9 protein-coding genes and 1 other RNA gene are annotated in these 12,898 nt (G+C 36.2%); 4 read left to right on the top strand and 6 right to left on the bottom strand.

Features of this window, described 5'->3' with window-relative positions:
• Positions 1-206: 206 nt before the first annotated feature.
• The 4 genes from K350_RS0107460 to K350_RS0107475 all read left to right on the top strand — a co-directional run bounded on the left by K350_RS0107460 (position 207) and on the right by K350_RS0107475 (position 8,336).
• Positions 207-4,730 (top strand): PKD domain-containing protein, encoded by a 4,524-nt coding sequence (locus K350_RS0107460; protein WP_028979373.1) that lies wholly within the window; start codon positions 207-209, stop codon positions 4,728-4,730.
• Positions 4,731-4,977: 247 nt separating this feature from the next.
• Positions 4,978-6,039, top strand: a complete 1,062-nt coding sequence (locus tag K350_RS0107465) for a PorP/SprF family type IX secretion system membrane protein (RefSeq protein ID WP_051312954.1) — start codon at positions 4,978-4,980, stop codon at positions 6,037-6,039.
• Positions 6,040-6,328: 289 nt separating this feature from the next.
• The gene (locus K350_RS0107470; protein WP_028979375.1) at positions 6,329-6,898 is read left to right on the top strand and encodes an L-threonylcarbamoyladenylate synthase; all 570 of its coding nucleotides are present in this window, start codon (positions 6,329-6,331) and stop codon (positions 6,896-6,898) included.
• Between the two features lie 19 nt (positions 6,899-6,917).
• A complete protein-coding gene (locus tag K350_RS0107475) occupies positions 6,918-8,336 on the top strand; it encodes a CCA tRNA nucleotidyltransferase (protein ID WP_028979376.1) in 1,419 nt (472 codons plus the stop codon).
• A 23-nt stretch (positions 8,337-8,359) separates the two neighbouring features.
• Here the strand turns inward: K350_RS0107475 and K350_RS0107480 are convergent, their stop codons facing one another.
• The 6 genes from K350_RS0107480 to mreB form a co-directional block, all read right to left on the bottom strand.
• Entirely contained in the window at positions 8,360-9,472 is a 1,113-nt protein-coding gene (locus tag K350_RS0107480) for a glycosyltransferase (RefSeq protein ID WP_028979377.1), read from the bottom strand.
• Positions 9,473-9,477: 5 nt separating this feature from the next.
• On the bottom strand, positions 9,478-10,182 hold the full coding sequence (locus tag K350_RS0107485; protein ID WP_028979378.1) for a cell division ATP-binding protein FtsE: 705 nt from the start codon (positions 10,180-10,182) through the stop codon (positions 9,478-9,480).
• 3 nt (positions 10,183-10,185) lie between these two features.
• A complete protein-coding gene (locus K350_RS0107490; RefSeq protein ID WP_028979379.1) occupies positions 10,186-10,389 on the bottom strand; it encodes a hypothetical protein in 204 nt (67 codons plus the stop codon).
• Between the two features lie 32 nt (positions 10,390-10,421).
• Complete coding sequence (fsa, locus tag K350_RS0107495) at positions 10,422-11,078, bottom strand: fructose-6-phosphate aldolase (RefSeq protein WP_028979380.1); 657 nt, start codon at positions 11,076-11,078, stop codon at positions 10,422-10,424.
• A gap of 86 nt (positions 11,079-11,164) precedes the next feature.
• An RNA gene (ffs, locus tag K350_RS31935) (signal recognition particle sRNA small type) lies at positions 11,165-11,264 on the bottom strand.
• Positions 11,265-11,467: 203 nt separating this feature from the next.
• Positions 11,468-12,499: a rod shape-determining protein gene (gene mreB, locus K350_RS0107500; RefSeq protein ID WP_028979381.1), complete on the bottom strand. Its 1,032-nt coding sequence runs from the start codon at positions 12,497-12,499 to the stop codon at positions 11,468-11,470.
• Positions 12,500-12,898: the final 399 nt, after the last annotated feature.

Here is a 12,898-nt window from a genome sequence, read left to right on the forward strand (position 1 = left end):
TTTTTTTGTGTATTATTTTTTTGAAAAGCAGAGAATGTGAAACTTTAATAAGAATATACCATGAATCCACCTTTGGGAAATGGAAATCCATCAAAATAAGTTCTATCATTCTTACTTTTTGATTATCTTGTGAAGTTGTTTTCTGCAAAAAAGGCACACCAAATCAATTGTTTAACGGATATATTTTGATAGTTTGGATTGTATTTATGCGTGAAAAAATATCATTTACCTGGAAAATTTGTGTTTTATTTTTATTGAGTCTGGGCTCTTTTGAGGCCTTGGCTCAGTGTGCTTTACCAGAATTGTATGATTTAACTTACGCAAATCCAAGCTCTTCCCAGACTTGGATCCATTGTATCGATAACGAAACTGATCCGGATACTTATAATCTGGAGTTGATGTCTCCTCATGATGTTCAGAATTATACCATTGACTTTGGTGATGGTTCTGCTGTTGTATCTGGCGCTCTCTGGTCTTCAAATACTGTAATTTCCCATTTATTTGGTTTAGGAAAATTTACAATAACACTTTCTGAAACCAAATCTGGTTGTACCAAGAAAACAATAACAAGTACTTTTATCAATGACAGAAAAGCAGGGGCCGCAGCTTTACCGCCTACCATCGGAGCCAGTACTTGTGCGCCCAATATCCTTTCATTCAAAAACACGTCCACCAATACTTCTGCTTTTACAAAATTTGAATGGTCTTGGGGAGATGGGACTAAAGATGTGGTTGATGCTTCTAATTCAGGTCAGGTGACGTCGCATATTTATAAAAAAGGAACATCCAGTTGTAATATGATTGTCCGACTCACTGCCACAGGTTTGTGTGATGCATCATTTGCCAGTTATGGTCCTTTTAATTTTTGGGATACTGATTCTGCTATCATCAGTGCTTCCGTGCAGCAAATTTGCGGGGCAGATTCGGTGACATTTAAGGATGTTTCTAAATATAATTGTAATAATAAGCAGGCAAGGAAAATAAAATGGATTTCCTCTGATTTGGGGATTTCAACCCCATGGCTTCAGGCCACTCCCGTTAATAAATCTCTTAAAGCTTTTATTACTGGGCCTCCAGGTGCTATTTATAATATTACACTTTTGGATTCTAACTTTTGTGGAGTGAATCAGACTTCTATGAAAGTGGAAGTTATTGATCCTCCTGTTTCTCAATTTACCGCTTCAACTGCTGCAATCTGTAGCGGGGACTCAGTATTATTTCAAAATACTTCAACTGGTGGAGCAAACAGATTCAAATGGAATTTCGGTGATGGAACGGGCTGGATAGAAAATAATAATCCCACGCTTTACCATAAATACAGTATTGCAGGAAACTATACTATCAAAATGGCTTCAGTCCAGGACAAGGCTCTTGGTTGCTCTGATACTTCTAGTTCGACAGTTTCCGTATTAGGCCTTCCCCAGGCGAATTTTACTTTTGATAAACCTACTGGTTGTGGAAAGGCTTCTGTGTTGTTTAAAAATACATCGGTAAATACATCCTCTTTTACATGGGACTTTGGAAATGGAACGACTCAATCTGGTGCCGGTCCCTGGACTATTGATTTTGAACCTGGTTATTATAGTGTTAAATTGGTAGGACGAAATAGTCTTAACTGTATCTCTGAAAGAAGTGCAGCAGTAATTGTGCCTTCCGACATTTCTTTAAATATTTCATCTGATCCGGTTTGTTTGGGAGATTTTAATGTATTTAAAAACTTAACAGATTTAATGCCTGCGGTATCTTGTGCTACAGGATCAATTTTGAGAGAACAATGGGATAATATCACCGGAGCTGCTACCGTTGCGACGTTAACAGCCAATGTTAATTTTCCGAACAAACCGTCCAGAACTTCATTACTGACCAACTATTTTGAAGGTCCTGTTAATATTGGTGATAATTATGGTTCCAGAATTTATGGATTTATATGTCCTCCTGTAGACGGTATATATACCTTCTGGATCTCAAGTAATGGAGATTCTGAACTCTGGCTTAGTTCAAGTGCAAAGGTTTCTGATAAAACAAAAATAGCTTATGTGTCTGGTACTACTACATTAAGGCAGTGGAACAGATATATTTCTCAGCAGTCATTACCTGTTTTTTTGAAAGCCAATCAGAGATACTACATTGAAGCCCTGCATAAAGAAAGTAATCTGGATGATCATTTATCTGTTGGATGGCAATTACCTGATGGAACTTTTGAAAGACCGATTCCTGCAAAATATCTTAGCCCATATATGCCGGGAACCGAGATTACATCCTGGTCATGGACCTTTGGAGATGGGGGGAGTGCTTCGGTAAAAGAACCTGTTCATTTATATGACGCTCCGGGAAGTTATGAAGTAATCATTGAAGCTGCTACTGATGTCTGTAAAAGGAAAGATACAATTTATACTGTTGTCTCACCTTTGCCGGTTCCTTCTTTTGATTCTGATAAATGGAATGGCTGCACACCCTTTGATCTTAAGATTGCTAATAAATCACAAAATACTTTTGCATATGATTGGAGTTTTGGTGATGGTTCGCCAGGACTGATTACTTCAGATAATTTAGATACGATCACACATACTTATTTAAATAAAGGGAGCGATCTTTTGGAATTTCCTTTGAAACTAATTGCCAAATCCGATAAAGGGTGTATGGATACGTTAATACAAATTATTACTGTTTATCCGGATCCCGTAGCTGATTTCTTGTTCACACCTCAGGCTCCTCAGTGCAGCCCGTCCAATATAAAGCTAGCCAATAATTCATCTTTAGCTTCGTCCTTTAAGTGGACTATTCAAGGTAAGGATACTATTGTCAGTTCAATGGAATTTAATCACACTTTTGTGAACAAGACTGGTATAGTGAAAGATGAGTCTGTATCGATCAGAGCTATTACAGATCATGGTTGCTTTTTAGAAAAAAGCAAAACTATAATTGTATATCCGGAACCTGAGTTTAAAATTGAAGCCAAACCTAAAGAAGGTTGTCATCCTCTAATAGTGGGTTTGTCTTCTGAAGGAGCACAATATAAGTTTAACTGGGATTTCGGAGATGGTTTTAAATCCTCATCATCGACACCGATACACGTTTTTAACAACATTACAGATAAGGATACTCTGTTTCGAATTTCACTTAATGCCTTATCTTCATTTAATTGCTCAGCAACGGTTTACGACACAGTCATTGTACATCCTAAACCTGAAGCTGACTTTAATGAATCTGTTTCTTTCGGATGCAGTCCTTTATCAGTAAGGTTTTCTAATAGCAGTCAAAAAGCTGGATGGTATAAGTGGGATTTTGGAGATGGTGTATTACTGGATACTTTGTTTGGAGATGTTTCGCATGTGTTTGAGAATAAAACCGGTTTGGTTAAAGAGTTTTATGTAAAACTGATTTCGGGGACTGATAATAATTGTGCGGATACTTTGATCAGAAAGATTTCTGTCTTTCCAGAAGTATTTCCTGATTTCGTTGGGGAAATGGAAGGATGCAGTCCTTTCAAGACTAAGTTTGCTCCATCAGGTTCATTAATATCAAATTATACCTGGGATTTTGGAGATGGCAGTACTTCATTGGAAACTTCTCCTGTCCATATTTTTCAGAATTCTTCCGCAAAAGACACTGTATTTAATGTGATTCTGAAAGTTAAATCAGTGCATAATTGTGACGCAGAAATAACTAAGCCTGTCGCTGTCTGGGCTGGTCCTGAAGCAAAGTTCACAGTTGCCTCAACAACCATACAGTTACCTGATTCTGCAATTTATATAACTAACAATACTGTTGCAGGAGATTTTGAAATTAAATGGGACTTTGGTGATGGAAGCAATTCCATAATAAGAGATCCTCAGGTGCATTATTATGGTTTCTATGGGAATTATAAACTCACGCTTTCTTTAAATACAGGTAAATGTACAAGCACATTTACCAGAGATATAAGTGTGTTGCCGACTGCGCCAATTGCCAGTTTTACAGGTGAAGGGGAGGGGTGTTTGCCTTTAGAGATATCGTTTAACAATACATCTAAATTTGCAGAACAATATTTATGGGAATTTGGAGATGGCGAGACATCCGTACTTAAAAATCCAAAGCATAATTATGGTATCGCAGGCGATTATTCGGTAAGATTATCAGCAAAAGGATTGGGTGGTGAAAACTATCTCCTGAAAGATTCAATCATACATGTAAGACCTGTACCAGTTGCTTATTTCATAGCCCAGCCTAAAATAGTTTTTATCCCTGATCCGATTTTCTTTAATAATAAATCTACTAATGCTATAAAATATATTTGGGATTTTGGAGATCTAACATCTTCTATAGACGTAAGTCCTTCTCATGTATATAAAACATCAGGTAGATATAAAGTAAAGCTTACTGCTGAAAATGAATTTGGATGTATAAATATTTATGAGTTGGATGATGCTGTAATAGCTGAAGAAGGCGGTTCAATTGAAATTCCAAATGCCTTTACACCAAATCATGGAGGCTCAAATGGAGGAAGAAAAGATGGAAGTGGGTTAAATGAGGTCTTCTATCCGCGCTTACATGATGTTGCTGAATTTTATATGGGGATCTATAACAAGTGGGGAGAAATGCTTTTTGAAACAAGAGATTCTTCAACTGGTTGGGATGGCTATTATAAAAATCAACTTTGTCCGGAAGACGTGTATGTATATAGGATCAAGGTAAAGATGCCAAGTGGGAAGGTGAAAGAATATGCTGGAGATATTACTTTGATATGGTAACAAAGCGTAGAGCTTAAAGCTTAAAGTTAAAAGTGTAAAGTTTAAAGTAAAGTCGATGATTTTAACTTTAAATAAAGGCTTAAAGTTTTGTGACAAAAACTTTGATAGTAACATCGACACTAAAGTCCTTCTCCTTCAGGAGAAGGACTTTAGGATGAGGTCTTTTAAGTTGGAAGAATTAAGTTAAAAGTTTAAAAAACTTTCGATTTCAAACTAAAGAAATAACAACAAAACAAAAGGAATTAGAATGCCATCTGCTCATACATTTTTGAGCTCTAAGCTTTCCGTTTTCAACTTTCAGCTTTTCGCTTTAAGCTCACTGCTTTTTGCTTTAAGCTTAACTGATTACGCCTTTGCCCAGGACACCCAGTATTCCCAATACTATGCAGCTCCGCTTTATCTTAATCCTGCTTTTGCCGGAGCTACTTATGAAAGCAGGGCAATGTTTAACAACAGATATCAGTGGGTAAATTTGCCAAAGCCTTTTATTACTTATGCAGCATCGTTAGATCATAATTTTGAAAAGTTCAGAAGCGGGGTGGGGTTGATGGCGATGCTGGATAAAGCAGGTGCGGGAGCCTTAAAATCAGCCTCTATAAGCGGTATGTATTCTTTTCGTGTAAATCTGTCGAGCAAATTGGTTTTCAGACCAGGAATTCAATTTGGCTATGTTTCAAGAAGCATCGATTATTATAACCTTACCTTCGGAAGTCAGATTGACGGAGTTCCTGGAATTCCTTATGATGTAGCAGGCAAAAGCTCGAGTATTAATTACTTCGACTTTGGAGCAGGTTTTTTATTCTATAATAATAAATTTTGGATGGGAATGGCATCTAGCCATATCAATCAGCCTGATCAGTCATTGAATACAGGTGGGAATAAACTCCCAATAAAAACAACACTTCATGGTGGTGTAAAATTTTTTCTGAAAGAGGGAGTGCACAAAAAGAAATATGGAGAACAAAAAGAAAGAAGCATTTCTCCGACCTTTGTGTACAAACATCAGGAGCGTTTCGACCAGCTCGATCTTGGATTATACGTCTGTTATGAACCTGTTGTGACAGGACTTTGGTACAGAGGGATACCTTTTAAAAGATATAATCAGGCAAATTTCAATCATGATGCAGTTGTAGTAATGGTAGGAGTGCGAACAGACAGATGGGGAATTGGCTATAGCTATGATCTTACAATTTCTAGCCTGACAGCTACAACTACTGCCGGAGCACATGAGTTTTCATTGTCATATGTTTTTAAGACCAGGAAAATAATAAGAAGGAAAGATATGGTTATTCCTTGTCCTAAATTTTAACCATTTAGAGGAATATAGAGATCTTTACATTGTGATTATTCTTGATAGGCTTGTATTTCAATATATTCTGAAAGTTTCTATCAAAAAATAAAAGTAATAGGATATACCAGTCTTTAACTAAAATCAATCTTTAGCCCATTGAAAAATCCTGTTTATCATTATAATCAATCGTTTATTATAAACTTCAATGTTTTGATTTACAATGATGTTTTTTTAAATGCTTAATCGCGGTTTAAATTTGTAATTACTACCTATCTTTGAGAAAAATCGTCAACAAAAAAGAACCTAAATGAAGTCTGAGGAAGAGATTAACCTCTGTATAGAGCAGTTAAAAAAGGGAAATGTGATTGTGTATCCTACAGATACTATATGGGGATTAGGCTGCGATGCGACAAACACTGAAGCTATCAGGAAAATTTACGACATAAAGAAAAGACCGGATGCCAAAGCAATGATAGTGCTGATTCATGAGATTGGACAGTTGCATGATTATGTTGTGAATGTACCTGAAATTGCCTGGGACTTGGTAGAATTTGCAGAAAGGCCTTTGACAGTAATTTATCCGAAAGGGAAAAATGTAAGCCCGGATTTGCTTGGGGAAGATGGAAGTATAGCTATCAGACTAGTACGAAATGATTTTTGCAATGCCTTGCTTAAAAAATTCAGAAAGCCAATAGTCTCAACTTCTGCCAATATAAGTGGCAATCCTTCTCCGATGAATTTTGCAGGTATAGAAGAGGCTGTATTGAAACAGGCAGATTTTGTAGTAGATGTCAAAAACGGAGAAAATATGACGTCAAATCCATCTACCATTGTGAAGTTAGGTCTTGACGGGGAAATTAAATTTATCCGAAAATAATCCGGAGAGTATTCGTTTAATGAATTTTTCAGAACTTTTAAATGGCAACAAGTTATTCAATGTTGTTGCCGAAGCTTCCAGAGAACTTGGAGTTGATTCATATGTTATTGGTGGTTATGTCAGAGACCTTCTGCTGAAAAGACCTTCCAAAGATATTGATATTGTGTGTGTGGGCAGTGGTATAACACTGGCTCAGAAAGTAGCTCAGAAGATGGGTGACCTGCCGGTAGTTGTATTCAAGAACTTCGGAACGGCTATGATCAAGATGGAAGTGGGAGAGCTTGAGTTTGTGGGTGCCAGAAAAGAGTCTTACAACAGGAACTCAAGGAAACCTGTAGTAGAAAACGGAACTTTACAGGATGATCAGAACAGGAGGGATTTTACCATAAACGCTCTTGCCATTAGTTTGAATGAAAACAACTTTGGTGAGTTGCTGGATCCTTTCAATGGAATGTCTGATCTCAAAAGGAAAATTATTAAAACTCCACTTGATCCGGGCATTACTTTTTCTGATGATCCTTTGAGGATGATGAGGGCTGTGAGATTTGCAACTCAATTGGGTTTTGACATAGATCCAAATACCTTTCAGGCTATTATTGAAAATAAGGAAAGGATCAATATTGTCTCTTGTGAAAGAATTTCTGATGAACTTAATAAAATTGTTCTAAGCCCTAAGCCTTCTTATGGCTTTAAGCTTCTTTATCATTGCGGTTTGCTGGAAATTATTTTTAAAGAGCTTACGGATCTGCAGGGGGTGGAATCTGTTGGAAACAGAGCACATAAAGATAACTTCTACCACACTCTACAAGTATTGGATAATGTTGCTGAAAAGAGCAATGACCTTTGGTTAAGATGGGCCGCTATTCTTCATGATATTGCTAAGCCAGCTACAAAAAGGTACGATGAAAAGATCGGCTGGACTTTTCATGGCCATGAGGAATTAGGAGCGAGAATGACTCCCCATATTTTCAGAAAGCTTAAACTTCCATTGAATGAAAAAATGAAGTTTGTTCAAAAGCTTGTGCGCCTCCATTTAAGACCTATTGCGCTGGTAAAGGAGAACGTTACAGATTCTGCTTTACGAAGGTTGTTGTTTGAGGCTGGCGATGATATCGATGCGTTAATGACCCTATGTCGTGCTGATATTACTTCCAAAAATGAAGTGAAGGTTAAGAAGTATCTTACAAATTTTAATTCTGTTGAGCTTAAATTAAAAGAAGTAGAGGAAAAAGATAAGCTAAGAAATTTTAAACCTGTCATTACCGGTGAAATCATTATGGATACATTTAATCTGACACCCGGGAAAGTCGTAGGAGACATTAAAGACGAGCTAAGAGAAGCAATATTACTAGGGACTATTAAAAACGAATATGAAGAAGCTTATCAGTTTATGTTAAAATTTGCTTCTGATCGTTTTAATCTTCAACCGGTAAAATAATACAGACTTTCTAAAAAATCTGTTTAGAGAACGGCAATGATTTTAGATATTTCATTAAGGAAGCTTTTTGTAAGAAGCTCTTTTCTGGCAAGGATTTCTTTCTCCCCAAATTCATGTTCTTTTAATTCTTCGATACTATCATTCATTGCCTCAACATCTTCTGTTCTTATGCAGCAATTTGAAAGGGCTGGAGATACAAGAACATTACCGTTGGCAATACAAAACCTTCCTTTAAATAGAACATGTAGTAATTTTAATTTAGTGCCTGTTTCAAACAGACTAAAAACAATATTAACATGGGCATTAGAAATTAATTCACTAAGCGACTCTTCTGAAGGATTGGGTATTAGTTCTATATTATGATCAGAAGCAAGCTGTTTTAATTTTTTCGTGGGGTTTTTACCAGCTATGACGAGAGGAAGTGTATTTTGAGGAGATAAATTTTTTATCAGGTATGATGCCGTGATCTCATTTTCACTAACCGATAGATTGCCATGGTAAAGAACATATTTACCTTTTCCTGCTTTGATGGAAACCTCACTTGCTTTAGAAAAAGCATTTACAAGTTCTACAGTTTTCGAAGGAAAAGCTTTTTTAAAATAAGTTTCTTCCGGTTCACTTATAGGGAGCAGCACATCTGCATATTTCAATCTTTTTTCAAAATGATATAATTTGACAGATTCGAAGTGAAAAAATATTTTCTTGAATAAATTACTTTCTGAATCAGCTAAAAGCTTATAATAACGATGCTCAATATTATGTAGTCTTACAATCTTCTTTCGGTCTTTTAGGGACGGGTGATTAAGCAGGTGAGTCGTGTGTATGCCCTCAAAAAGGATAGGATACGGATCTTGCAGTAGATTATTTAGTAATTCCTGATTGTTTCTTGAAGCCACTATATATGGCTTTGTTGAAAATAGGGGTAAGACAGAAGAGCGCTTATAATAAAAAACTTTTTCGCAAATATCATCCAGCTTTCCTTGAGGAGTTCTATTGGCAAAGAAACAATGTAAAATGATTTTTATTCCTGCTTTTTTAAAGTTGATAAGCTTCTGATAAACATCTATAACTCCCCCATAATCGGCAGGGTAGGGGATATCAAAGGAGATCAAATGAAGATGTTTATCTTCCTGCATTTATCCTAGAAAGAGTTACTTTCCAAATTATCTTTTGAATCCAGAAGTACTCTGTCTTTGATTTTTAAAATTCTATTGGGGAATTTATTGATCAACTCATAGTTATGAGTAGCCATGAGTACAGCTGTACCACTGTTGTTGATTTCCTTGAAAAGATTAAAGATTTCCTCGGCAACTTCTGGATCAAGGTTGCCTGTCGGCTCATCTGCGAAAAGGATTAGGGGTTCGTTAATCAAAGACCTTGCAATAACTATCCTTTGTTGTTCACCTCCGGAAAGTTGGTGTGGCAATTTGAAAGATGCAGCTCCCAGTCCAACACGCATCAAAACTTCAGATAAGCGCGCTTTCATAGCAGCATTGTCTTTCCAACCTGTTGCCTTCATTACAAAGAGAAGATTGTCTGAAATGTTCCTGTCGTGAAGCAGCTGAAAATCCTGGAAGATGATGCCAATCTTTCTTCTAAGGTAAGGAATCTTAGATCTTTTTGTTTTGATAAGGTTGTATCCTGCAACGTTGATACTGCCATTTTCAAAAGGAAGATCAGCATATAATGATTTTAGCAATGAACTTTTTCCGCTTCCAGTTCTTCCAATCAGATAAACAAATTCACCTTTGCTAATTTCAAATGAAATATTGTCCAGGATAAGTCTGTCTTCCTGATAAATACTTAGATCTTTAACAGATACTACAGGTTCGGAGGAAAATGTCATTGCTTATATTTCCAGTTTTTGAAGTTTTCCAAAGGGAAGATCTTTTATTACTTCTTCCAAAAGTTTTTCTTTTCCTTCAAGCCCTGTTTTTTTGGGAAGTTTGACAGGGCGATCTGCCCGGAAATAAGCTACCAAAACGAAGTTTTCGTCTCTTAACTGAATGTAATCTGGAATTTTAGCTTTCCCTTTTACTTTAATAATGTACATTCTGCTGAGCTTATTTCCGGAAAGATTCCTGATTAACCATTAAGTTTTTGGTGGTCTGCCAGAAATTTCTGCAAACCTATGTCTGTTAATGGATGATTTAATAAACTTGTAATTACACTTAAAGGGCATGTTGCCACATCTGCGCCTATTTCAGCACATTTAATAATGTGCATTGGATGTCTTACTGAAGCCGCTAGTACTTCCGTTTCAAACCCATAGTTATCATAGATCTGAACGATCTGGCTTATAAGCTCAAGTCCATCAGTCGAAACATCATCAAGTCTGCCGATAAAAGGAGAGATGTAATTAGCTCCTGCTTTTGCCGCAAGAAGCGCCTGTCCAGGGCTGAAACAAAGTGTACAGTTTGTTCTGATTCCGTTTTTAGAGAAATATTTTATCGCTTTGATACCATCTTTGATCAAAGGAACTTTTACTACGATTTTATCATCGATTGTTACAAGTTCTTCTCCTTCTCTGATGATACCTTCAAAATCAGTGGCAATAACTTCAGCACTTACATCTCCGTCAGTAATATCGCAAATAGCTTTATAATGAGCAAAAACGTTATTTTTTCCTTTGATCCCTTCTTTGGCCATTAAACTTGGGTTAGTTGTAACGCCGTCAAGCACTCCAAGTTCATGAGCCTCTCTTATTTCATTAAGATTAGCTGTGTCAATAAAGAATTTCATTATTTGAATTATTTTTTACAAAGTGAAGGTACAAATCTAAGAATTTATTTCAACCTGAGTATAGATTTGCAGATAGCCGTTAAAACAAAAATGGCAAATCATATATCGCACTGCTCAACCGTCTACCCTTGCTTCCTTCCGGACCTGGGGGGGTTCAACAGGAGCTAGTCGTATAGATTTGCCGGTGCAAATGTATATGAATTAATATTAGATTCAAAAGCTTAAGAGAAAATATTAATTTAATTGAAAAATAATTTTTATTTAAACTGAAATACAGATGATTAAGGTTAGAAATAATATTTCGTTTAAAAAAATCAGATAAAAAGAAAAGTGCCGGAGACAGGAATCAGAATGAAACCAATTATCCCCGGCATAGGTGAGAAGGAAAATTATCTTACCAGTATATGCTTCATTGTCTTCAATTTCTTTAATGAAGTGGATGTTCCTTTTATTACTGATAATAAACTGTTTTCACATAGATGAACCTTTAGCTTTGTTTTTAGTTCCAATCTTTTGTCAAGGCCTTTTAGATTGCTGCCTCCACCTGTGATATGAATTCCTTTTCTATAAATATCTCCGGCAAGCTCCGGCGGACATGTTTCAAGGGTTTTAATTACAGACTCTTCAATTACAGATATCGATTTTTCCATTGCAGCGGAAACTTCTGAATAATTAACTGTTACTTCTTTAGGAAGTCCCGTCATCATATCTCTTCCGATTACTGTAAAGTTGGCCGGAGCATCATCTAGTTCCTGAAGAGCGGCACCTACCTCAATTTTTATTCTTTCTGCAGATCTTTCTCCTATTAAAAGATTGTGACTTCTTCTCATGAAGTTCAGTATATCTTTGTTGAGCTGATCGCCTGCAATTTTCAATGATTGGTTACACACTACTCCACAAAGGGATATAACTGCAATCTCTGTAGTTCCACCTCCGATGTCTATTACCATTGAGCCGTGTGGTTCCTCAATATCTATTCCGATTCCAACAGCAGCAGCTATCGGCTCATGTATAAGGTAAAGTTCTTTCACACCTGCATTTTCTGCAGAATCCCTAACAGCTCTTTTTTCAACTTCTGTGGCTCCATAAGGTATGCAAATCACCATTTTCTGAGCAGTTTTAATAAGGGATTTTTTACCATCAAAAATCATTTTGATCATCCCTCTGATCATTTGCTCTGCTGCATGGAAATTAGATATAACACCATCCTTAAGAGGTCTTATGGTTTTGATGTTCTCCGGAGTTTTTTCGTGCATTTCCATAGCTTTTCTGCCAAGGGCAACAAGTTCTCCCGTAATTGTATCTATTGCGATAATAGAAGGTTCGTTTAGTACGACCTGGTCGTTTAGCATGATCAGGGTATTAGCAGTCCCCAGATCCATGGCAATTTCATTATGAAAAAGATTTCCGAATAAACCCATAATAATGGTTGATTATTTATTTTTTTATGAAGCTTTGTTTGATCTGTCAACATCAATAATGTTTTTAAAAGTTCATCATGTTCCAAGAAAAATAAAGTATGGCTTATGATTTGTTGATAACCTTTAATGTCAACCGCAGTTAGTATGGCACTATATATATAGTAAATTGTAATAAATAATAATTAATCAATCAATGCAATTATTGTCAGACAAAATCTGTTTGTGTAATTATATAAGAACATTGCACCTTTTCCTTTGTAAGGCTTGAATGGTTAAGATGAAATAAATTCATTGCATTCATTTGGAAAGAAGGCAGAAGTTTCTTTATTAGTAAAATGAATTAATTAACAATTATAATATTCAGTATTAATAAGTTGTAGTGGATTATACCAAGGAAAA

This window comes from Sporocytophaga myxococcoides DSM 11118 (assembly GCF_000426725.1).
GTDB classification, from domain to species: Bacteria; Bacteroidota; Bacteroidia; order Cytophagales; family Cytophagaceae; genus Sporocytophaga; species Sporocytophaga myxococcoides.

Coding starts and splice junctions, on each gene's coding strand:
- K350_RS0107460 (WP_028979373.1), top strand. CDS start 207: ATGCGTGAAAAAATATCATTTACCTGGAAAATTTGTGTTTTATTTTTA.
- K350_RS0107465 (WP_051312954.1), top strand. CDS start 4,978: ATGCCATCTGCTCATACATTTTTGAGCTCTAAGCTTTCCGTTTTCAAC.
- K350_RS0107470 (WP_028979375.1), top strand. CDS start 6,329: ATGAAGTCTGAGGAAGAGATTAACCTCTGTATAGAGCAGTTAAAAAAG.
- K350_RS0107475 (WP_028979376.1), top strand. CDS start 6,918: ATGAATTTTTCAGAACTTTTAAATGGCAACAAGTTATTCAATGTTGTT.
- K350_RS0107480 (WP_028979377.1), bottom strand. CDS start 9,472: ATGCAGGAAGATAAACATCTTCATTTGATCTCCTTTGATATCCCCTAC.
- K350_RS0107485 (WP_028979378.1), bottom strand. CDS start 10,182: ATGACATTTTCCTCCGAACCTGTAGTATCTGTTAAAGATCTAAGTATT.
- K350_RS0107490 (WP_028979379.1), bottom strand. CDS start 10,389: ATGTACATTATTAAAGTAAAAGGGAAAGCTAAAATTCCAGATTACATT.
- fsa (WP_028979380.1), bottom strand. CDS start 11,078: ATGAAATTCTTTATTGACACAGCTAATCTTAATGAAATAAGAGAGGCT.
- mreB (WP_028979381.1), bottom strand. CDS start 12,499: ATGGGTTTATTCGGAAATCTTTTTCATAATGAAATTGCCATGGATCTG.